This window comes from Epibacterium sp. Ofav1-8, from assembly GCF_022348185.1.
Classification (GTDB): domain Bacteria; phylum Pseudomonadota; class Alphaproteobacteria; order Rhodobacterales; family Rhodobacteraceae; genus Epibacterium.
In genome coordinates, this window is the sequence record NZ_JAKRFD010000004.1 from 183,230 (window position 1) to 204,331 (window position 21,102).

The following is a 21,102-nucleotide window of genomic DNA, read 5'->3' on the forward strand; positions in this document are numbered from 1 at the left end:
CCTTCCGTGAGGTTGCGCTGCCTTTACCGCTTTCAGTCAGATGTGGAAAGCCCCAGCTTGCCAATTCCCCCAGCATACGGTCACTTGCGGCATCCGACAGAACCAATACTTCGATGGATTTTAGTCGAACGCGCTAAGGTTGTGCAAAAAATCACCGGACGGCCGGGGGGGGCTCACTGTCGGGCGCTCCTGTGCCCTCCCCCCCTTTTACGAGCCGCTGGTTGCTGCCGAAAGGCCACCCGATGTCGTCGGCGGCCCTCCGGCTCTGCGCTAGATCACAGCCCGAATTGCCACGGCGCCTGGTCAAAGGCATAGGCCGCACCGTCGCGCTCCACCCGTCCCAGCCCCGGGAAATCCAAGTGCATGCCGGTCACCAACAGCTGATCGGCAGCGGCCCGATCAAACATCGCCTTGCGGGTCTCTGCCGCCAGCGGCTGATCGACGTCGAAGGGAATGGTCCAGCCCGGGTTGGCGAATTGCAACGCGGTGCTGTGCACCACATCGCCCCAGATCAGCAGCGGCGTCGCGCCCGTGTCCAGCATGAAGCCCGAATGGCCCGGCGTATGTCCCGGCAGCGGCATGGCGTCAAAGCCCGGCAGCACCTCGCCTTCGCCGGCAAAGACCTTGCGCCGCTGCGCATAGGGGGCCACCGCATTGCGCGCCATCTGAAAGAACCCACGGCTGCCCTCGTCGACCGAGGCCATGATCGCGTCATCATGCCAGAACGCCCATTCCGCTTCGGCCACCACCAGCTCTGCATTGGGGAAGGCCGCGCTGCCATCCGCAGCCAACAGGCCGCCGGCGTGATCGGGGTGCATATGGGTCAGCAATACGGTGGAGATCTGCGCCGGGGCGACACCCGCAGCCGACAGCGCCGCCATCAAGCCACCCAGATCCGGCCCCATCAGCTGTGCCGTCCCGGTGTCCACCAGCGTGTACTGACCGCCGCGCTCCACCAGATAACCGTTCACCGGAATTTCCAGACCCTGCGGGCCTTCGGAATAGAAACTGCCGGACAGGGTCTCCTCCGCGCGCGCTGCGTCATAGCCGGTGAAGGCCGCAGCCGGGACCGCGAGGTGCCCGTCGAGCAAGGCTGTTATCGTCATCTCGCCCAGCCTGATCTGGTGCAAGACCGGCGCGGGCCCTGCGGGCGCGGCCTGTGCCAGCCGGCCAAACGCTGGGAGGGAGAGCGACGCGGCACCAAAACCAAGGGTTTTCAACAGAGTTCTGCGGGAAAGGGTCATAAGAAGCTCCAATATCCTGGGCCCGTCAATTACGGGCTGCACTGACCTTATCGCTTTGGTCTGGCATCCCATAGCGGGGACCGTCTAATATGGGGTATTAGCACCACTGATAGGATGGGCCATGGATCGGCTGTCACTTCTCGAGACCCTCATCGTTGCGCTGGACGAAGGCAGCCTGAACCGGGCGGCCCAGCGACGCGACATGACGCAGTCCGCGGTCAGCCAGCAGATCAAGCAGCTCGAAGCGCTGGTGGGGCATCAGCTGCTGCACCGCACCGCACAGGGTGTGCGGGCGACGCGCTCGGGTGCCTTGGTCTATGCCCATGCGCAGGATCTTCTGGGCGGCTTTGACCGCATGGCGGCAGAGCTGGATCAGATGCACAACAGCCTGTCGGGAGATTTCCGCATCAGCGTCAACAGCTTTCTGGGGCGCGGGGTGATCGGCCCCATGTTGCTGGAACTGGATCGCAGGCATGATGACCTCAACATCATCATGCGGATCGAGGACCGGCTGGTCGATGTGGTGCGCGAAAACTATGATCTGGCGATCCGCACCGGCCGCCTCGGCGATACCGATGGTGTCGGCCGCCGCATCGCAAGCCTGGAAACCGTGCTCTTTGCCACCCCGGAATATCTGGACCAGAAAGGCCGGCCCAGTGACCCCGAAGATCTGAAGCACCTGAAGTTCATCCAGCACCACGAGGACCAGACCAAGGGGTTCTTTCCATTGACTCGCAATGGAACCGAGCATCTGGCCCCGATCCGGGTCGGGTTCACCGCCGATGACCCGGACCTGATCATGCGCGCGGTCGGCAGTGGATCAGGCTATACCCGAGCGCCCTTGTTCTTTGTCCAGGACATGCTTCGGGACGGCACCTTCGAACAGGTTCTGCCCCACTGGAGCGCGCCGGAAAAGGATGTGTTTGCGGTATATCCCTCGCGCCATGGCCTGGACCGGCGGCGGGATCTGGTGATCGACGGCGTGATCGAACGCTTGCAGGAGATCCGCCACAATCGTCCCCCTGCCCGGCTGCACGCAATCACCGCTTGACCTCTCCCGCGCCATTTCCTACCAGTTTGCCCAGGTGGGCCTGTAGCTCAACGGTTAGAGCAGAGCGCTCATAACGCTTTGGTTGCAGGTTCGAATCCTGCCGGGCCTACCAGATTTTCGAGACGTCCCCGACAGCCCCGCTGCAACAGCCCCAAACGGCACCCTGTAGCTCCAGCAGCGTTTGCCTGTGCGGGAAGACCGATGCGTTCCAACATCAGGCAATAACGTCAGCGGCCCGCCAGAGGCTGGCGGGCCGCGTTTTATATGCCCCTCATCACGGATGGGGATCCGTCAGGGCCTGCTGGCCTTACTTACCCTCGTAGGTCGGCATGGACTTCAGCTTCTCTTCGGTCATCGGCACGTAAACGCGCACATCATCGCCATCGGTTGCGGTCATGACCTGGACCTCGTCGATGCTCAGCTTGACGGGCTTTTCGCCGATACCGAGGAAACCACCCACGTCAACAACGGCATGCGTGATGACCTGTTTGTCGTTCATGACCAATTCGGACACTTCGCCCATCCACTCGTCCTTGGCGTCATAAACCCGGGCACCGGTCAGAAGATCTGCCGTCAGGGTCTTGTCGACCACCGGTTCATACTCGTCGCGCAATATCGGTTCGCCGTCCTGCGCCATCGTGTCGGCGGCCATGTCCTGTGCCTGCTCGGTTGTGTCAGAAATCGCCTCTCCCACTTCGGAGGCTGCGGTTTCGGCACCGGACTGCAGATCCTGGGCGGTGTTCTCAATGGCCGTTCCCGTTGCGTCGGCGGTTTGCTCGACCGCATCCGCGGCCTGCGCGACCTCCTGGTCCAGAGTGCTACGGGCATCGGTGTGATAGGCCGGCGCGTTCTCGAAGTCCGCCATATCGGCCTGCATCACCAGGAAGTAGTCCGAGGTGTCTTCCGCCGTGGCACTGTCAGAGACCCATTTCAGCGCATCCATGTCCACGGCAATCTGACGCTCGCCGATCCCGAGGAAACCGCCGATGTCCACCAGCACCGAGTCGATCATCCCGTCGCGGCTGAGCACGATATCATTGACCTCGCCAATGTTCTCCCAGCCGTCCTGGATACCGGCAAAGCTGTCCTGTTCGACAGCATCGCTGCTGGTGTAGATGCGCTGGCCGATGAACTCGGATGCGTGAATTGCCATCGGGTCGTTCTCCGCGCGGAACATCCCTGTTTCCGCCACGGCCATGGTCGAGGTTACGGTCAGCAAGGCGCTGGTAATAAACAGATGTTTCATTGGAACTCTCCTCATTGATTGGGCAGTGGTCTGTCGCGACGACACTCCCCCAACCAACCGGACGGGGTGAAAAATGTTCCTGAAAAAAACCGCGGGCTGCCGCCGTCCTGCGCAAGAACCGGCTCAGAACCCGCACCCGGCCAGCGCGCGCAAGGCGACGTCAGACCGCTGTGACACAGATCGCAGCAAGACCACGGTGAAGGTTTGGCAGCGCCGCGGGAACGAGTTGGCGCGGGCTGCGTTGTCGTTGCGTCAGGGAGAGAGAACCAGATCATGAAACCCACCAATCCAGCGCCGGATGGCACAGCCTCACCGGCCTCCGATCACGCCGTGTCCAGCGCCACCTTCGATCAACCCGGCGCTGCCGCGACGCAGGCCACGCATCGCAACCTGATCCTGATCCGGAACTTTCTCGGTATCATCGTGGTCATCTGCGCCGCCGCGCTGATCTTCTTTGCCAAGGAGGTCATCCTCCCCTTTGTACTCGGGGTGCTGATTGCGCTTACGCTCAGCCCCCTGACCCGAGGGCTCGCCCGTCACGGCGTCCCGCCCCTGATCTCGGCGGGCTTGCTGGTCCTGGCGGTTGCGGCAACGGTGGCCGGTGGCATCTACCTGCTGAGCGGCCCGGTCGCCGAATGGATCGATGAGGCGCCGCGCATGCGCGCCGTACTCGAACAGCGGTTGAGGGCGATCACCTCCTCCCTTGAAACAGTCCGAGAAGCCTCGCAGCGTGTCGAAGACATCGCCGCCAGCACCGAAGATTCCGATGTCATCAAGGTGGCGATCGACCAGCCGGGGATCATTGCCTCGACCGCGCTTGACATCGTGACGCTGGCCACGACCGCGATGGTTGCGCTGGTGCTGGCGCTGTTTCTTCTGGCCTCCAACGATATGTTCTACCTGAAAATCGTGCAGAGCTTCCCCAGCCTGACCGAAAAGACCCGCGCCTTGCAGATCGTCTACAGCATCGAACGCCGGATTTCGCGCTACCTCTTGTCGGTGACGCTTATCAACGCCGGTCTGGGCGTCGTGGTTGGGTGTTGCATGTGGATCATCGGCATGCCGCAACCCGTGGTCTGGGGGGCGATCGCCTTCCTGTTCAACTTCCTGCCCTATATCGGCTCACTTGCCGGTGTGGTGCTCTGCGCGGTGGTGTCGCTGGTGACCTTCTCCGCCTTGTCCTATGCCGTGCTGGCGCCACTGGCCTATTTGCTGGCAACTCTGATCGAAGGGCAGTTCGTGACCCCGGTCTTGTTGGGGCGGCGCCTGAATCTGAACGCGGTTGCGGTGTTTGCGGCGGTGGTGCTCTGGGCCTGGGTCTGGGGCGTGGCGGGCGCTTTGATGGCGGTGCCGCTTCTGGTCTGTCTCAAGTCCCTGTGCGATCACGTGCCCGCCCTGTCCGTTCTTGGCACCTTTCTCGGGGACTCGAGCGCCCCAGCCGCACGCCCTGCCGCCTAGCACATTGACAGCCGCGATTTGGTCACCTCGCCTGCGTCCTGCGAAACAGGCCAACGACAACCGATGCGCAGTTGTGCCCCAACGGCCGCCACCGGGACGACCGGCACAAAAAAGCACGAAATCCGGAGGATACCAATCGCGTCCCGCCGCAGTCACAAGGGCAAGACACCCTTGCAGATCTGCGGCACGCGATCAGCAATCAGCGGATTTCGTGCGGATGAAACCGATTGTCGGGGCAGTTGCGCTTAGAGCGCGCGCCCCTTGGGACCGGCAAAGTACCAGATGATAAAGCCAAGCACGGGCAGGATCAGGATCAGAAGCGTCCAGAGAATTTTTGCGCCGGTGCTGCTGCCACTGCTCCAGGTTTGCAAGATCGCGTAGATGTCCGCGATCAGGACCAGAAGGCCAAAAATACCATATTCCATGTGCTGTCTCCTTGAAGCTGTTGCTTCGGAAACGCCTTAGTCGCGGTTTCGTTCCCGACCGGCCCTGACGGCACCGACCTGACAACCGCACAAACACGCGCACGCCCCACCGGCGCGACCGCGCCACGCGGGGGCAGCCCCCTCTGTCAAAGCCCATCCGCCCTCGGCGCGTTTTCGCGGCGCGCCGCGCGGTCAGAGTGCAATCACGATGTCCGCCTGCAACCCTCCAAGCTCCTCGCTGGTTTCCAGTCGCAAGGTCCCGCCATGGGCGCGCGCGATGTCCGCCACGATCGCCAGGCCCAGGCCGACGCCCGTGCCCCGATCCTGGTTGCGCGCCGGATCAAGCCGGGTGAACGGGCGCACTGCATCGCCCCGCAGATCATCCGGGATGCCCGGACCGTCATCCTCCACCCGGATACGCAGAGATTTCTGCATCACCGCTACCGAGACCCGCGCACGGGTGCCGTATCGCACCGCGTTGGAGATCAGATTGTCGAGCGCCCTCCGTACCGCAGCCACCCGCAGGGGCACCGGACGGTTGCCAACCGCCTCCACCAGCAGCACGTTCTTGCCCTGTCGTGTCCAGCTGTCCACCGCCTCCGAGACCAGGGCGCAGGGGTCGGCCTCCTCCATGGCACTGGTGCTCACCCCGCGCGAAAAGTCGAGGAAGGCATTCACCATGTTCTCCATTTCGGTGACGTCCTGCAACATCGGCTTGGCGTCGTCATCGTCCAGCATCGACAGGCCCAGCTTCAACCGGGTGAGCGGTGTGCGCAGGTCATGGCTCACCCCCGACAGCATCAGCGTGCGCTGTTCGATCTGCCGTTCGATCCGGGATCTCATATCGACAAAGGCCGCTCCCGCCGCACGCACTTCGGTTGCACCGCGCGGATGATAGGGGATCATGCGCCCACGGCCAAAGGCTTCGGCCGCATCTGCAAGCCGTTTGATCGGTCGCAGCTGGTTGCGCATATAGGCCATGGCGATGACGCCCAACAGAATGCCAAAAAAGACCATGATCACGATCAGCTGGTGCGGCGCGGCAACGCTGACGCGTCGGCGGCTGAACTCCACCTCTAGCGGGCCGTGTCGCGTGTCGACCACCGTGCGCAGCACCTTCGTCCGCGGCAGCTGGATCGACAGGAACTCCGGCAGGCTCTGTGCCAGGGTCGCGCGCACGATCCGGCCCGAAAAATCCTCGAAATGGATCAGATCGGGTGGCACCGCGCCCGCCTCCAGAAATCGCACCGACATCTGCAACGGCCCCATCATCGGGTCGAGCCGGGCCAGCGCCGCCGCGCGATCCTCCGCCTGCGTCACCTCGTTTCGGATCAAGGTGAGCTCACGCACCATCGTGTAGGTCATCTGCTGGGTGATGTCTTCCAGATCGCGCCGGATGAACACAAAGGACACCACGAATTGCAGGGCAATCACCGGCATCAGCAGGATCAGCGCCGCCCGCCCGTAGATGCCCGAGGGCATTCTGGGGAGATAGTATTTGAGACGTAAGAGTTTCATGACTAAGCCTAGGCTTGGGCGCCGATTGCAACGGCGCTCCGATACGGGAGGTGCCAGATGAACAGACCGCAAGCCGACACCGGGTTCAACCCCAAACCCGGTGTGCCCGAAGAGGTGGCCCCCGGGGTCCGCCGTCTGCTCGCGCCCAACCCCTCCGCGATGACCTATCGTGGCACCAATACCTATCTTGTCGGCGACAGCGAGATTGCGGTGATCGACCCCGGGCCGGCGTCGGACGCGCATCTGGAGGCCATCCTCGATGCGGTGCAACCGGGCGGGCGGATTGGCCATATCCTGGTGACCCACAGCCACCTCGATCACTCGCCGCTGGCAGCCGTGCTCCGGGAGGCCACCGGCGCGCCTGTCTATGCCCATGGCCCGGCCACCACGGGGCGCAGCGCGATCATGGCCCAGCTTGCCGCCGAGGGCATGCTCGGCGGTGGTGAGGGCATCGATCACGGTTTCGTCTGCGATCATACTCTGGCGGATGGCGACATCATCGCAGGTGCCGACTGGCAGATCGAGGCGCTGCACACGCCCGGTCATATCGGCAATCACCTGTGCTTCGCGATCGGGGGGCTGCTGTTCTCCGGCGATCACGTCATGGGCTGGGCCAGTTCCTTGGTCTCGCCCCCGGACGGCGATCTCACGGACTTCATGGCCTCTTGCGCGCGGCTGCAGCAGCGCCGCTGGACGTGTTTTCTACCCGGACACGGCGATCTGGTGCACGATCCCGCTGAGAGGTTGGCCTGGCTGATTGCCCATCGCAAAGGGCGCGAGGCCGACATCCTCGAACAACTTGCGCATGGCGCCGCCGACGCCGCCAGCCTGGCCAGGCACATCTACCGCGACCCCCCCGACGCGTTGCTCCCCGCGGCGGAACGCAATGTGCTGGCTCATCTCGTTGACCTCTATCAGCGCGGGCGGGTGCGGCCGACCGCGACATTGGCGCGCGAAGCCATCTTCGAACTGTGCCGTTGAATTTTTTTCAGAATTTCACATTTCCCACTGGACGCCCCCGCCTGTGGCGTCTATATCGGCGCCCACACTCCGGCGTAGCTCAGCGGTAGAGCAGTTGACTGTTAATCAATTGGTCGTAGGTTCGATCCCTACCGCCGGAGCCAAAGATTTCAAGGACTTAGCGCGCGTTCGCTAAGTCATTTTTCTTGTTTAATACGCTGTCGTCACGAAGAAACGCGCCCGTTCCGTATTTTGCCAAACCCATCAGCGCGCGACCTGCGTTTCCGCAATGTGATCGCAGCGGGGTTTTGGTGCATCGTGACAGATCTCGTCGTCCCGCATGATCAACTTGGTTCAATCCGTCGCCCGGCCAGATCAGAGGCGCAGTCGCCTGCGTCGTGAGGTTTGGGGCCAGGTTTTCGTACCATCGCGTATGTTTCACCGGTCTCCGGCAGCCGCGGCGGCAGCTGACAGTTGCGTTTCATGATCTCTGGTGCGGACGGCAACCAATCAGGACATGCACGAAAAAAAACGCGGCCCAAGGGGCCGCGTTTTCATGAAAGGGTCTCGTTGAGATCCGGATCAAAAATCGTCCCAGATCTTGGTCGCTTCGCTGCCACCACCGCTTGCGACTGCAGCCTGGCTGGGCTCCGGGGTGTAATCCCAATCCTCCCCATGCGCAGAGGGCGCTGTGTGCTGCTGTTCTTCGGCAGCTGGCACCAGAGGTTCCACATTGCGCGTGCCGGCACCGAGTTTGAAATGTGACACCATTTCCGCGAGGTTGGTGGCATTTGCTTTCAGCATATGGCTTGCGGCGGTCGCCTCTTCGACCATTGCAGCGTTTTGCTGGGTCACCTGGTCCAGCTCGACCATGCCGCTGTTGATATCGCCAAGACCGGCCGACTGTTCACTTGCGCCCTGGGCGATGTCGGAAATCAGACCGGAGATCTGCGTGACCCGTTCGACGATATTGTGCAGGGCTTCACCTGCCTTGCCGACCAGATCCACGCCGCGTTCGACCTGTTTGGAACTGTCGCCGATCAGGGTCTTGATTTCCATCGCCGCATCAGAGGACCGCTGGGCAAGCGCCCGCACCTCGGAGGCGACGACCGCAAAGCCACGGCCGGCTTCGCCCGCACGGGCCGCTTCTACGCCCGCGTTCAGGGCCAGCAGGTTGGTCTGGAACGCAATATCGTCGATTACACCAATGATCTGGGAGATATGGCTCGAGGATTGCTCGATCTCGGTCATTGCCGACACCGCGCTGTTGACGACGGTTCCGCTGTTCACCGCTTCGGATTTTGCCTCTTCCATGGTGTTGGCCACGCTGCTGGCCCCATCCGCAGCCTGACGCACGGAGGCGGTCAGCTCATCCAGAGCAGCAGCGGTTTCTTCCAGGGTTGCAGCCTGGCTTTCGGTGCGGCGCGCCAGATCGTCCGAAGCGGAACTGATCTCGGTCGAGCCGTTCTGAATGCTATCGGCGGCGTCGACCACGGCGGACACGGTGTCAAACAGGCGATTGACCAGCGCATTGAAGTCCGTGCGCAGCTTTTCGTAGTCTGCGGGGAAATCTTCGGTGATCTGCACGGTAAGGTCGCCGGTGGAGAGGTTGCCAAGCGCGTCGCTGAGCACCGTCACAACATGTTCCTGGGCGGCGTCCTGCTTGCGCTTTTCCTCTTCCATGCGTTGCTGTTCGGCTGTGGTGTCGCGGAAATCCACCAACGCTTTGCCAAGCGCACCGATTTCGTCCCGGCGGTCCGCTTCGGGGATATCCCGGGTGGTGTCACCATGTTGCAGCGCATCGATGTGGTTGACCACGTCGCTGATCGGACGCGAGACGGCAACTGCAATCATGTAGAAGATGACGGAGAAACCGGCAAAGATGGCAAATCCCAGACCTGCCGCAACCGTATTGGCGTGCATGATCTCATTGGCGATGATGGAGGTGTCCAGCGCCCAAACCATGTTACCGGCTTCTTCTCCTTCGAACAGGAGCGGTGTGCGGAAGTAGGTGAAGTCGCCATCCACCAGCCGGGTTTCCCCGGTTTCGAGCAATTCTGCTGCCTTCAGCGTCCAGGCTTCCTGCATCTCCTCGCCCTTGAAGGCTTCGGACAACACATCGCCGCTGCTGACGACACGCGCAAACACGAAGGTCTCGCGCTCGGCGAGGGAGGCCAGCGTGGTGTTGGCCAGTTCCTCGTCATAGTTCCATGCCGCGGTCGCAAGCGGCGCGGCAATATATGTTTCGGTCAGTTCGACCTGCTCCTCGAACCCGGTATAAAGCGCGGTCGAGAGGCGCTGTGCCCAGAACGTCGTGATAACGCCAATCATCATCAACAGACCAGCCATCCCGGGAAGCAGGATCTTCTGTTTCACTGGCATGTTCCGGAACCAAGACTTTAAGAACATGGTGTCCCTCCAAATCGTTCGGAGATACCATTGCGCAAGACACTTGTTATTTCGTTAAGTCGGGAGAGACCGCCGGCGCGATAAAGGGACCGCAAAATGCGGTATTTTAGTAAAACACGGATCCGCACCGCGCCTTGGGCCGCGCCTTGAAATGAGGCGCAATCACGCACGCATAAACCGCCTGCGAAGGCGGCGATTGTGTGCTCAAAACTTTAGGTAATTTTGGCTCCGGCGGTAGGGATCGAACCTACGACCAATTGATTAACAGTCAACTGCTCTACCGCTGAGCTACGCCGGAGTGTGAGGGCGGATATAGACGCCACAGACGGGGGCGTCCAGAGGAAAAAACGCGCTTGAAACCAGTTTTTTGCCGCGTGGTCCCGTCAAGTGCTGGCAGTCGCTCAGCGCATGCCGTTCCGACCGAACATATGCCGGAAAGTGATGGCGCCTGCTCGAAATTTCTGTCGCCGCCCGCCAATCCCATCACATCCTACGGATCGACCCGCATGTGGCTGTGCCTTGGGCACAACGCGCCATCAACACGACATCTAACGACCGACATAACGGTTCAGCAGACCGTCCGCGTTTTCCCAGGCCTGTCGCAACCCGTCCAGGTTCGGCATCGCGTTTGTATTCGCCTGTTCGATGGCCAGCATCGATGCACGCAGATCCGCAAATCCCAGCACCGCCGCGGACCCCGCCAGGCGATGCGCTTCCTGACGGTGGCCTTCGGTGAGTTCCGTGCTCTGCCCGAGCACCTCGTTGAGGCTCTGCATGTCGCTGCGGAACTCTGCCAGAAAATGTCGGGCCTTCTCCGGGCCAATGGCCTCGACGAACTGCGCAATATCCGAATCCTGGTCCGGCTGCGGCGGCGCAACGGCAGCGCCGCCCCCGCGCCGGGCCACAAGATCGGCCAGAGCAGCGCGGTTGATCGGCTTGGTCAGAACCTCGGCGAACCCGGCCTTGACGATCCGCGCGTGGTCCTCGGCCGCCGCATGCGCCGTCAACGCCACCAGATCGATCCCCTCAGCCAGTTTTTCCGCGCGCACCCGCCGCAACACCTCCATGCCATCCACGTCCGGCATGCTGATATCGGACAGGATCAGATCGAAACGCTGCGCGGCAATCCGGTCAAGCCCCTCGGCGCCCCCGGCGGCTGAGACCACCTGATGCCCCAGATCGGTCAGCATCTTTTCCAGCAACAGCCGGTTGATGTCATTGTCCTCGATCACCAGCAGACTCCGGGCCTCCTGCCCTGTTTGCGTATGCGCAACCTGGGCCGGTTCTGCCAGTTCCGCCGGTGGGAGCGGGATCGTAAAGGAGAAGATACTGCCCTCGCCCGGTTCGCTTTCGCAGGAGATCTCCCCACCCATCATCCGCACCAGCCGCTGCGAGATGGCGAGACCCAGGCCGGTGCCCTCGCTGCCGCGTTTGTAGCTGGGGTCGAGCATGATGAAGTCATCAAAGATGCGCTCCAGATCCTCCGGCGCGATCCCCTTGCCCGTATCGGCGACGCTGAACTCCACAACATCCGCCTCGCCGCGCAACACATCGACCGAGACTGCGCCATCTCGGGTGAATTTCAGCGCGTTCCCGATCAGATTCAGCAACACCTGCTGCAGCCCGCGGGTTCGCCCGCGCACCCCGGTTGGGGTGCCGATGCTGCAAAACACGCTCAGCTCGTTGTTGTTGCGGGCCGCGTTGGCCTGCTGGCTGTCCACGATGCTGCCGACCAGTTCCTCAAGGTCAAATACACGTTCCTGTTCCGGTTCGGCACCGGCCTCGAGGCGCGACAGCTCCAGCACATCGTTGACATGATGCAGCAGCAACTCACCGGACACCCGCATCGCCTGCAGATACCGTACCTGCTCAGCCGAAGGGTTGCCATCCTCAAGAATATCAAGAGAGCCCAGGATGCCCGTCAGCGGCGTGCGCATTTCATGGCTCATCACCGTCAGCAGCTTGTCCTTGGCGCGCTCCCCCGCCAGCGCGTCGTCGCGTGCCCGACGGAGTTCCTCTTCAGCCTGCAGGCGTGTTGAGATGTCGCGGATATAGCTGACCAGAACGGGGCTGCCGCCCGACCGGCTGATTGTCAGCGACACCTCTACCGGCAGTGCCTCGCCGGATTTGCGATAAGCGGTGAGCTGGATGCGTCCGTCACCGGCATCCGCGGCCACCGACGCCTGACCGATCAGGGTTGGATCAACGTCCACCAGCGTCTGGAAGGGGCGCCCCAGGGCCTCCTCCACCGTGTAATCGAACATGCGTTCCGCCGCGCCGTTCAAGGCGGTGATCCGGCCGTCTTCATCGGCCATCAGGATGGCGTCCAGCGAGGAGGTGACCATTGCCTCGGTGCGCGCGGCCTCTTGCGCCTGAAGATGGGCCAGCCGCTGCCCCCGCCGGTAGAGAAACAATATCACCAGCGCCGTCAGGGTGAGCGCAAAGGTCAGCGTGATCACCACCACTGCCAGCCGGAGGAACAGCTGGTGCAACCGGCCGCGCTCGTCTCCGGCGGCGGCGGCCTGCAGCACCACGCCCATAAGGGCGAGATCGCGGACATCGTCGCCCTCGTCGCGGATCAACTGACGCAGCTCTGCCATGCGTGACAACAGGGTTTCATCTGCGGCATCGATCAGCGCCGCCTGCTCGTTCAACCCCTGACGCAGACCCTCAAGCAAATCACTGCCTTCCGGCGTCTCGCGAATACCCGCATAGGAGGAGCTTTCCCGAAAAGTGGCAATGCGGCTGTAATAGATGTCGAATTGACGGCGCAATGCGCGCAGGTCCGACGGGCCCTGAACACGCGCGGCGGCTCTTTGATATTTGAGAAAATCGACCTCGGCCTGCGACAAGGTCCATTGCAGGTTATCCGTTGCCGCAGATGACAGCGCCTCGAGCCGGGTCTGCACGTCCTTGCCCAGCCGAAAGGCCTGCACCGCCAGCAGCATCAGCACCACGGCAGCGCCGGTCAGCAGCAGACGGTACAAAGTGTGGGCCGAGGGGCGGGTCACAGGCGAGAGCTCTCCCTATACTCCGCCGCATGTCGGGCGGGTCATTTCACGGTTATCCGATTCAACTGCCAGATGCTGCGGGAAAACACCTCTTCGGTACGGAATTCCGCGCCATCGTCATAGGGGTAAATCACCCAGAGCGGCCCCTTGTCCCGCAGCGACATGGTTTCACCATTGCGCAGATAGGCAATGATCGGGCCACCGGGACGCACGTCGGACATCGGAATTTCCACGGCATAGTCGTTCACGGCCGCAGCTTCGAGGGTACCGCTGTCGACCCCCACATGGGCCATCAGCCTGTCGAGAGGCACGCCCACGAATTCCTGCAGGCCGTCGCTCCAGATGGTGGTGGTTTCGATCTTGCGCTCCCCCACCGCGCGCAGGTCGGCGATCGAGAACTCATGACTGTCGCTGTCCGTGCGGAGTGTCAGCACGATATCATCCTCCGCGGCCGCCACCGGCAGGGAAACAGTGAGAGCAAACACCGCCATGAGGGCGGACAAAAGGCGTTTCATGAAGTGTCTCCTTACGCAAACCATACCCAGAGCGGGCGTGGGAGGATACTGGCACACCCCTGCCGCGAGGACATGAGCGCCTGTGTATAGTCTGCTAGACTTTCGTATAATATCGGTAAACTGCCGCACACAGGAGGCACCCGGTTGCCCCGGCCCGGACCTCTTGAGAGCGAATTAAACTCGACTCACCCGCCACAATTCAGCGGTTTTGGTGATTCAGGAGTTCGAAATGCAGAATACAAACACAACCGTTGAGTCAGAAAATGAGTCAGAAGTTGATAGATTCGAAACGTTTACGCCTGTAGGGTCAGATCAGAACAGTGAAAACAGGTTAAATGGCGATATGCGTATCCTTCTCGCAGACGATCATGACATGGTCCGTGACACCATCTCCGCTTATCTGACTTCGGAAGGCGGAGCAGAGATCACCACAACCACCGATCTGCCACGCGCCATGCAGGAACTCGAAGCAAACGGACCCTATGATCTGGTTCTGCTCGACTACAACATGCCGGGCATGAACGGGCTGGACGGGTTGCAGCGGGCGCTCAAGGCAAATGGCGGCCGGGGTGTCGCCATCCTCTCCGGCAGCGCGCCGACGCGCACCGCCCAGGAAGCGCTTGATGCAGGTGCGATCGGTTTCCTGCCCAAGACGATGGGGGCGCAATCGCTGCTCAACGCCGTGCGCTTCATGAGCGCGGGCGAAATCTATGTTCCGGTCGAGCTGATGCGGCAAGAGGCAGCGGCCCCGGCCCATCCGCTGATTGCGCAGCTCAGCCCGCGCGAGGTCGAGGTGCTGAATGGTCTGTGCCGTGGCCAATCCAACAAGGAAATCGCCCGCGACCTGAACCTTCAGGAAGTCACCATCAAGCTGCATGTGCGCACGCTGTGCCGCAAGCTTGATGCCAAGAACCGCACCCAGGCGGCGCTCACCGCCAAGGAAGCCGGCCTGTTCTGATCGAAGGCGACGCGTTTGCGTCTCCTCTCGCACCCGCTTTCGGCACACCGACATCCAGGTCCGATGAAACCCGCCCCTGCGCGCCCACCTCTCGGGCCGGGGCGCGTTTTGCGTTCTGCGTCCATCCACAGGGATCGGTCTCGCCCTCCCCCAAGCGCGTGCGGGAGCTTCCCCACCGCGCCGTCAGAGGCTTTGGCAGACCCAAGTTCTGCACCGCCGGGCCTCCGCAACCAATCGCCCCGGATACTTCGGCCGCGCCCCGGTCGGCACCGCCGCGCCGGCTGATTTGACCCGGTGCCGATCCGATCACACGGCCCTCCCCCTTCCCGTCCCGTCGCAGCACGCCAGACAGGGATGCCTGAAACAAAAGAGACGCCCCGCGTGGGCGCGCGGGACGTCTGAGTGCCGTTGTTGCCTTGATCAGAGGGGGGGGAGTCAGGCAACTCCGGCGGGGGGAACAATTCCAGCGCGGTCTGCGACATGCGCCGTTTCCGGCAGGGCGCTGACATGCAGCTGGATCAGTTGGAGCGGTGCCGATCCGGGGTTTTCGATCCGGCGCGAGCGACCGGCGGGCACGCGGGCGCTCTGGCTTTCCCAGACCAGGCGGACATGGTTGCCAAGGGTGATGAGGGCGGCCCCCTGCACCACAACCCAATGCTCGGCGACCCCGTCTCCGGCGCAGAGCTCGACGCTTTCGCCCGGGTTGACCAGCAAGCGCTGCAGCGAGAACCCCGGCCCCATCGCCAGTGTCTCCTTGCGGCCCCAGTCATGCTCAGCGCTGTGGGCACTCAGTGCATCGCCCGCCTCAGCCTCCGCGAGGCTGGCGTAAACCGACATCATGTCCGCGGCGTGGGGATGCGCGCCTGCCGCCTGCCGTTCTGCGGCCAGGTCCGCCTCCCAGGCGGACAGGTCCTGCCCACCGGAGTGCCGTTCCGCGTCGCGATCCCGATCCCAGTCGGCATGCACGCTCCAGTTCACATCCAGCTGCACGGCCACGAGGTTATCCGCCTTCTGCGCCACTGCCCGTTCGAAGCTGAGCGTTTTGATCCGGCGATAGGTCCGATCCTCCAGCAGCGTCGCCTCGCCGATACGGCTGGCACGCTGCGCCGCATTCTTCACGGCCAGGAAAATCCGGCTGGCATGGCGCTTGTAGGCAGCAAGCAAGGTATCCACACGTGCAACATAGATCCCCAACCCGCAGAGGTGATGGTTGCCGTGGAACAGGCCTGACAACATCGGCTGCCGGTCCGACGTGAGCACACGGTCCACCGATACCGGCGCCGAGGACCGCGGCGCGCTTGCGACTTCGAACAGGCCGTGCCCCATGTAGGCGCGGCTGCGGCGCTGCCCCAGCATCACGATCTCGCCACGCTGGGCGGCGGGGATCGCATGGCACAGGGCGGTGTCCAGTTGCTGTGCATCCGCAAAATCGGCGCTGGCCGGGGCCACCACCACCAGCGCATGCGGCCGATCACGCAGCGCCATGAGCGCGCTCAGCACCGCCGCTGCCGGTTTGTGCTGCTCGGGTTCCAGGATCAGGCTGCTGCCGGCAACGCATTGCGCCTGACGTGTGGCCACCGTGGCGCAGTCCCGGGTCGCGACCACCAGCGGCGGCGCAAAGACATCGCCAGACAGGGCCGTCAACAGCCGCTCAAACCGGCTAGGCACCCCTGGGGCGTCTTCAAAGTGCAACGGGGTCATGTCAGACTCTGCAACGCTGGACGGAAGGGGCGTACCGGCGAGAATAATCGGGTGCAGCATGGGAACCTCGCTTGCTTGGTATATCATTGCATACAGTTTTAGACGAAGACGCGTCACAGACCTTCCTACCCAGACGTCGCTCTGCCCCTTGCGAAAGCATAGCGCTCCCCCTTTAGGATAGGTGGGAACCGCTCCGAGGGTCACAAATTTACTGAATTTATTGGTATCAGTCTTTGGCCGCGGAAATGCTAACAAGCATTAACCATGATCTTTCCAACCAATTGGAATCATTAACCAAGATCAGATCTGCCGCCTGATTTCCGATTCCGCGCCAGCTCCCGTCATGACGGTGCCGCCGAGTTCGGGGCTGACCTTCCCGCCCGGGTGCGTTAGGCTCCGCCGCATGAGCTCGATCACCTCCATTCGCAATCTCGGCCCCGCCTACGAACAGGCCTGTGCCCGCGCCGGCATTCACACCGCCGAGCAACTGCGCGCGCTTGGGGCTGACGCGGCTTATGCAAAGATGCTGCAATCAGGCAGCAAGCCGCATTTCATAGGCTATTACGTTCTGGTGATGGCCCTGCAGGGGCGCCCCTGGAATGACTGCAAGGGCGACGAGAAGAAGGCGCTGCGCAAACGGTTCGACGCGATCAAGGCGCGCTCCTTCGACAGCGGGCAATCCGCCCTGGATGCGATATTGAACGAGATCGGCGTGGTGGAGCGACGCCCCGGCTAAAGCCTACCCCGCTGGCACGCCCAGCCCTCTGGCCGGGTCTGCAGCTGTTGCCCCCTGTGCCCCCCTGCACTGTTGACCACTCTGAATCTCAGGAGGGGACCGCTCTGCTGGGTATAAGAAAACCGCCACGCGTGGGCGTGGCGGTTCTGTAGTACAGGGAATGGTTCAACGCTGAACCAATCTCTCTGTTGGTTGTTTGATCGCTAAACGATCAGCCAACCAGCTCGATGCCGGAGAAGAAGTAGGCGATTTCCACAGCCGCGGTTTCCGGTGCGTCGGAACCGTGCACGGAGTTTTCACCCACGGATTCGGCAAATTCGGCACGGATGGTGCCGGGAGCCGCGTCCGCCGGGTTGGTAGCGCCCATGATTTCGCGGTTCTTCGCGATGGCGCCTTCGCCTTCGAGCACCTGCACAACCACCGGAGCGGAGGACATGAATTCGCACAGTTCGTCGTAGAAGGGACGCTCGGCGTGCACTTCGTAGAACTTGCCTGCCTGCGCTTTGGTCATGTGGATGCGCTTCTGCGCAACGATGCGCAGGCCGGCTTCTTCGAATTTGGCGTTGATCGCGCCGGTCAGGTTACGGCGGGTTGCATCGGGCTTGATGATCGAAAAGGTGCGTTCCAGTGCCATCAGGCGATCTCCTTGGGACATTCACGGGTCGATTAAGTGCCGCAGAGCCCGCCTGTGCGGACGCCGCAACGATCTGGCGCCGGGTAGCACGGCTGGTGCCGCATGGGAAGAGGGCTTGTCGCGCCGCAGGGGTGCAATTCGCCGCCCCGGTCAGGATTGGGCGGGTTCCAGCGGATCGGCGGCATCCACAGCCATCACGTAGAGCGCCGAGACCAGCGCCAGCAGACTGGCCGCCAGCATGATCCCCAGAACCATAAAAGGCGCATTGTCCGGCGCGACCAGAACCCCTGTCATGGACGTAAGCGCCGCGCCCAGCGCCACGGTGAGGGCCCCGGACAGCCCCGCCGCACTCCCGGCGAGCTCGGGACGCACCGACATCAGGCCCGCGCTGGCATTGGCAATGGTCAACCCGTTGCCCAGCCCGACGCAGATCGCAGAGCCAAAGAACACCCATTCGCTGCCCTGCCCGCTCCAGAACAGGCTCAGGCCCAGCGCCGGCCCGGCGCAGGAGATGACACGCCCCACCAGCACCAGGGACAGCAGCCGGACCCGCTGCGCCAGCAGCCCGGTCACGAAATTCCCGGTCATGAAGCCCGCGGTGATAATGCCGATCCCCAGCCCCACCATGGCCGGACTGAGGTCGAACCAGGCCGCGGCCACCAGCGGCGCACCGGTCACGAAAGAATAGAACCCGCCGATGGAAAAGGCGACGCAGGCGGAGTAGCCCCAGAATCGGCGTGACGAGAACAGACGGGGATAGAGGCGCAGCTGCGAACGAAAGGTCGCGGAGCGGGTGGTATTGGTCTCTCCCATATCGGCCCAGGTGAACAGCATCACGCCACCGCCCAGCGCACAATAGAGCCAGAACCCCGCCCGCCAGCCAAACGCCATGTCGAGCGCCCCGCCGATCATCGGTCCCAGCATCGGCGCCAGCGCCATGATCATGCCCATATAGCCAAGCTTGCTCGCGGCGGCGCTGGGGGCATACATGTCGCGGATCACCGCACGCGACACCACCTGGCCGCTGATGATCGCCCCCTGCAACAGACGAAACCCCAGAAACACCCAGATGTTGCTCGCCAGTGCACACCCGGCAGAGGCCACCACAAAGAGACCGCAACAGACCAGCATCACGGGTCTGCGCCCGTATCTGTCGGAGAGCGGTCCCATCAGGATCTGCAACACCGCGGAGACAGCGAGATATCCGGCCACGGCGAGATTGGCGAGCGCGTAATCCGCGTCAAACGCCGCCGCGATCCCGGGCAGAGACGGCAGGAACATGTTCAGCGACAGCACCGACAGCGCGGTGCCGAACACAAGCGTCATCAAGGTCGGGGGCGATTGTGCCGCGCGCAGTTTCATGATGTGGTGTCCCGTCCTCCACAGGCCGGGCGCGAAGGCAGCCGGCGGCCGACGGTCAGTGAACCCCTAAACGCTCTGTGATACAAGGCAGGGATACGAAGCGGGTTCAGCGCAGCCGTGTGACCTCGACCAAGAGCGTGCCGGCGTTGTTGCGGTACATATGCCAGGCATCATTGGCGAACAGGTAGAAATAGCCGCTCTCGCTGGCCGTGAACACGCCCTCCTGCGCCAGTTGGTGTATCTCGTGCGCGGCAACGCCCTCGCCATGCTCGCTGGCGCCTTGGCCATTGGCCACCGCTCCGATCAGTGCAAACCACGGCGCGGTATCGACGCGGCGGGCAAAGATCACATCGGCCTTGGCCAGCCGCCTGATCCGGCGCAACCCGCGGCGCAGCGCTTCGGGGATGGTCGCCAGCAGATAGGCCAGCTTGCCCAGATGCGCCCCGGCGCGCGCGCCATCGGCAGTTGCGGGGATGGAGGCGTCCAGCCACTCCCCCCGTGCCCGTATCCTGTAGCGCCCGCCCGCCTCGATAAACAGGCCGGTGGCGTTCCAGTGCTGGCGCGCATGGGCGGCGACGGTTCGGGTCTGCCCCGGGCGCAGCACACAGGTGGGCCAGTAGCTGGCTTCCCCCGGCGGCGGGGTGCGGTGGCGGGCATAGACCGACGGGTCAAACCGGGTGCGGCTGCGCCGGTCAGATACCGTGGCAGCGTCCGGTGTCAGCTCCGGCACCGCCCGTGGACGGGTCGGCCGATAGCGGAAAAGGCCGAGGCGGGACGTATGCCGCCGCGCAAAGGCATCGGGCGCCAATTGCCCCGGCGCAATCTCGCGCAGCCCAAGCCCCCGGGAGCGGGCTTCCGCCAGCATCCACTCCAGCGTCAGATCGCCCAGGCCGCAATCGGCATAGCTGCCTCCCACATCTCCGTGCACCCCCGGAAACCAGCGCTGCTCCACATCCTGACCCGGTGCCCAGCTGGTCCACAGGGTGGGCGTGAAATCATGACGCCGCTCGTCCATGGCCAGCGCGTGCCGGGCACATCGCACATTGCCGCCCAGCTCGGTGTCGCGAAACCCGTGTTTGCGCGGATCGCCCAGCAGCAGCCGCAACAGCCCCTTGTCATCGGGAATGCCCAGCGCCCCGACGGTGTCCCAGACCCCGATGAAGGCAAAGCCGACCTGCCCCGGGTCGTGAAAGCGCACCGCCCCCAGGGGACGCTCCTGCAACAGGGCGGCCTGCAAGGCGGTCTTTTCCGTTCCGGCCTTGCGTGATTGGTAGCGTTCCATCAGCCGGGTCACCACCTGCCAGGGGTCCTCATAGGGCGACAGGTGGTCCGGACGCAGATCGGCAAGCCCGACGTTGGACACCATGCCGGCAAGGCTGCGCACGGTGTAGGCGCCACGGCTGAAGCCGAACAGAAAGATCTCGTCGCAGGGCGCATAGGTCTCCGCCAGGAATTTATAGGCGCTCATGATGTCATCTTCGAGCCGCAAGCCGATCGCCCCGCCAAGCACGCGACGAAAGAGGCCCCCCGAGGTGCCGACCCCGGTGCGATAGTAACCCAGCTGTTCGATACCGGAGTCGTCGCGCGCAGCCACCAGGGAATGCAGCTTGGCCACATTGGTCGGTGTCGGCGTGCCGTCCTTGTGCTGGTCGGCGGTGTTCCAGGTGCCATCACAGCAGATAATCAATCGGCGCATCTCAAAATCCCCCCGCAGCCCGTCAATGCGGGTCCTGCCCCGCTCCGGCATGCTCAAATGCAACCTAGGGTAACACGGAACCCGGGTGCGCCAAGGCTGGAATTCCCCCTGCAGGCGCGGCCGGGCTTTGCCGCGCCGAAAGACGGATAGTCATTGACCCCCCGCGCAGGTTTCGACA

At 63.1% G+C, this 21,102-nt stretch carries 16 protein-coding genes and 3 tRNA genes; 7 read left to right on the top strand and 12 right to left on the bottom strand.

The window, feature by feature from the left end; all coding sequences use genetic code 11:
- Positions 1 to 275: 275 nt before the first annotated feature.
- On the bottom strand, positions 276 to 1,244 hold the full coding sequence (gene rmmL, locus MHM97_RS08295) for a quorum-quenching N-acyl-homoserine lactonase RmmL (protein ID WP_239321732.1): 969 nt from the start codon (positions 1,242 to 1,244) through the stop codon (positions 276 to 278).
- A gap of 121 nt (positions 1,245 to 1,365) precedes the next feature.
- On the opposite strand from rmmL, the gene MHM97_RS08300 reads away from it, so the two are divergent.
- Both MHM97_RS08300 and MHM97_RS08305 read left to right on the top strand, forming a co-directional pair.
- On the top strand, positions 1,366 to 2,295 hold the full coding sequence (locus MHM97_RS08300) for a LysR family transcriptional regulator (protein WP_239321734.1): 930 nt from the start codon (positions 1,366 to 1,368) through the stop codon (positions 2,293 to 2,295).
- A 36-nt stretch (positions 2,296 to 2,331) separates the two neighbouring features.
- Positions 2,332 to 2,407 (top strand) — tRNA-Ile (locus MHM97_RS08305).
- 195 nt (positions 2,408 to 2,602) lie between these two features.
- Here MHM97_RS08305 and MHM97_RS08310 read toward each other — a convergent pair.
- Positions 2,603 to 3,541 (bottom strand): PRC-barrel domain-containing protein, encoded by a 939-nt coding sequence (locus tag MHM97_RS08310; protein WP_239321736.1) that lies wholly within the window; start codon positions 3,539 to 3,541, stop codon positions 2,603 to 2,605.
- A 273-nt stretch (positions 3,542 to 3,814) separates the two neighbouring features.
- Here MHM97_RS08310 and MHM97_RS08315 point away from each other — a divergent pair, with 273 nt between their 5' ends.
- Complete coding sequence (locus MHM97_RS08315; RefSeq protein WP_239321738.1) at positions 3,815 to 4,999, top strand: AI-2E family transporter; 1,185 nt, start codon at positions 3,815 to 3,817, stop codon at positions 4,997 to 4,999.
- A gap of 245 nt (positions 5,000 to 5,244) precedes the next feature.
- On the opposite strand, the gene MHM97_RS08320 is transcribed toward MHM97_RS08315, so the two are convergent.
- Positions 5,245 to 5,424, bottom strand: coding sequence for a PLDc N-terminal domain-containing protein (locus MHM97_RS08320; RefSeq protein ID WP_239321739.1), 180 nt, complete (start codon positions 5,422 to 5,424; stop codon positions 5,245 to 5,247).
- A gap of 192 nt (positions 5,425 to 5,616) precedes the next feature.
- Positions 5,617 to 6,942, bottom strand: coding sequence for an ATP-binding protein (locus MHM97_RS08325; protein ID WP_239321741.1), 1,326 nt, complete (start codon positions 6,940 to 6,942; stop codon positions 5,617 to 5,619).
- A gap of 57 nt (positions 6,943 to 6,999) precedes the next feature.
- Between MHM97_RS08325 and MHM97_RS08330 the strand changes: the two genes are divergently transcribed.
- Positions 7,000 to 7,923, top strand: coding sequence for an MBL fold metallo-hydrolase (locus tag MHM97_RS08330; RefSeq protein WP_239321743.1), 924 nt, complete (start codon positions 7,000 to 7,002; stop codon positions 7,921 to 7,923).
- A gap of 68 nt (positions 7,924 to 7,991) precedes the next feature.
- Positions 7,992 to 8,066, top strand: a tRNA-Asn gene (locus MHM97_RS08335).
- Positions 8,067 to 8,484: 418 nt separating this feature from the next.
- On the opposite strand, the gene MHM97_RS08340 is transcribed toward MHM97_RS08335, so the two are convergent.
- From MHM97_RS08340 to MHM97_RS08355, 4 genes are all read right to left on the bottom strand, one after another.
- Complete coding sequence (locus MHM97_RS08340; protein WP_239321745.1) at positions 8,485 to 10,311, bottom strand: methyl-accepting chemotaxis protein; 1,827 nt, start codon at positions 10,309 to 10,311, stop codon at positions 8,485 to 8,487.
- Positions 10,312 to 10,534: 223 nt separating this feature from the next.
- Positions 10,535 to 10,609: transfer RNA gene (locus tag MHM97_RS08345), tRNA-Asn, on the bottom strand.
- A gap of 250 nt (positions 10,610 to 10,859) precedes the next feature.
- Positions 10,860 to 13,322, bottom strand: coding sequence for a hybrid sensor histidine kinase/response regulator (locus MHM97_RS08350; protein ID WP_239321747.1), 2,463 nt, complete (start codon positions 13,320 to 13,322; stop codon positions 10,860 to 10,862).
- Between the two features lie 41 nt (positions 13,323 to 13,363).
- Positions 13,364 to 13,837 (bottom strand): oxidoreductase, encoded by a 474-nt coding sequence (locus MHM97_RS08355; RefSeq protein WP_239321749.1) that lies wholly within the window; start codon positions 13,835 to 13,837, stop codon positions 13,364 to 13,366.
- A 343-nt stretch (positions 13,838 to 14,180) separates the two neighbouring features.
- On the opposite strand from MHM97_RS08355, the gene MHM97_RS08360 reads away from it, so the two are divergent.
- Entirely contained in the window at positions 14,181 to 14,795 is a 615-nt protein-coding gene (locus tag MHM97_RS08360) for a response regulator transcription factor (protein WP_239321751.1), read from the top strand.
- A gap of 435 nt (positions 14,796 to 15,230) precedes the next feature.
- Here MHM97_RS08360 and MHM97_RS08365 read toward each other — a convergent pair whose 3' ends face one another.
- On the bottom strand, positions 15,231 to 16,496 hold the full coding sequence (locus MHM97_RS08365) for a mannose-6-phosphate isomerase (RefSeq protein WP_239321753.1): 1,266 nt from the start codon (positions 16,494 to 16,496) through the stop codon (positions 15,231 to 15,233).
- Between the two features lie 403 nt (positions 16,497 to 16,899).
- On the opposite strand from MHM97_RS08365, the gene MHM97_RS08370 reads away from it, so the two are divergent.
- Complete coding sequence (locus MHM97_RS08370; protein WP_239321755.1) at positions 16,900 to 17,232, top strand: TfoX/Sxy family protein; 333 nt, start codon at positions 16,900 to 16,902, stop codon at positions 17,230 to 17,232.
- Positions 17,233 to 17,443: 211 nt separating this feature from the next.
- Here MHM97_RS08370 and ndk read toward each other — a convergent pair whose 3' ends face one another.
- The 3 genes from ndk to MHM97_RS08385 form a co-directional block, all read right to left on the bottom strand.
- Positions 17,444 to 17,866, bottom strand: a complete 423-nt coding sequence (gene ndk / locus MHM97_RS08375; protein WP_239321757.1) for a nucleoside-diphosphate kinase — start codon at positions 17,864 to 17,866, stop codon at positions 17,444 to 17,446.
- Positions 17,867 to 18,016: 150 nt separating this feature from the next.
- On the bottom strand, positions 18,017 to 19,228 hold the full coding sequence (locus tag MHM97_RS08380; protein WP_239321759.1) for a multidrug effflux MFS transporter: 1,212 nt from the start codon (positions 19,226 to 19,228) through the stop codon (positions 18,017 to 18,019).
- 106 nt (positions 19,229 to 19,334) lie between these two features.
- Positions 19,335 to 20,924, bottom strand: a complete 1,590-nt coding sequence (locus tag MHM97_RS08385; RefSeq protein ID WP_239321761.1) for a DUF2235 domain-containing protein — start codon at positions 20,922 to 20,924, stop codon at positions 19,335 to 19,337.
- Positions 20,925 to 21,102 lie beyond the last annotated feature (178 nt).

Coding starts and splice junctions, on each gene's coding strand:
- rmmL (WP_239321732.1), bottom strand. CDS start 1,244: ATGACCCTTTCCCGCAGAACTCTGTTGAAAACCCTTGGTTTTGGTGCC.
- MHM97_RS08300 (WP_239321734.1), top strand. CDS start 1,366: ATGGATCGGCTGTCACTTCTCGAGACCCTCATCGTTGCGCTGGACGAA.
- MHM97_RS08310 (WP_239321736.1), bottom strand. CDS start 3,541: ATGAAACATCTGTTTATTACCAGCGCCTTGCTGACCGTAACCTCGACC.
- MHM97_RS08315 (WP_239321738.1), top strand. CDS start 3,815: ATGAAACCCACCAATCCAGCGCCGGATGGCACAGCCTCACCGGCCTCC.
- MHM97_RS08320 (WP_239321739.1), bottom strand. CDS start 5,424: ATGGAATATGGTATTTTTGGCCTTCTGGTCCTGATCGCGGACATCTAC.
- MHM97_RS08325 (WP_239321741.1), bottom strand. CDS start 6,942: ATGAAACTCTTACGTCTCAAATACTATCTCCCCAGAATGCCCTCGGGC.
- MHM97_RS08330 (WP_239321743.1), top strand. CDS start 7,000: ATGAACAGACCGCAAGCCGACACCGGGTTCAACCCCAAACCCGGTGTG.
- MHM97_RS08340 (WP_239321745.1), bottom strand. CDS start 10,311: ATGTTCTTAAAGTCTTGGTTCCGGAACATGCCAGTGAAACAGAAGATC.
- MHM97_RS08355 (WP_239321749.1), bottom strand. CDS start 13,837: ATGAAACGCCTTTTGTCCGCCCTCATGGCGGTGTTTGCTCTCACTGTT.
- MHM97_RS08360 (WP_239321751.1), top strand. CDS start 14,181: ATGCGTATCCTTCTCGCAGACGATCATGACATGGTCCGTGACACCATC.
- MHM97_RS08365 (WP_239321753.1), bottom strand. CDS start 16,496: ATGACCCCGTTGCACTTTGAAGACGCCCCAGGGGTGCCTAGCCGGTTT.
- MHM97_RS08370 (WP_239321755.1), top strand. CDS start 16,900: ATGAGCTCGATCACCTCCATTCGCAATCTCGGCCCCGCCTACGAACAG.
- ndk (WP_239321757.1), bottom strand. CDS start 17,866: ATGGCACTGGAACGCACCTTTTCGATCATCAAGCCCGATGCAACCCGC.
- MHM97_RS08380 (WP_239321759.1), bottom strand. CDS start 19,228: ATGAAACTGCGCGCGGCACAATCGCCCCCGACCTTGATGACGCTTGTG.
- MHM97_RS08385 (WP_239321761.1), bottom strand. CDS start 20,924: ATGCGCCGATTGATTATCTGCTGTGATGGCACCTGGAACACCGCCGAC.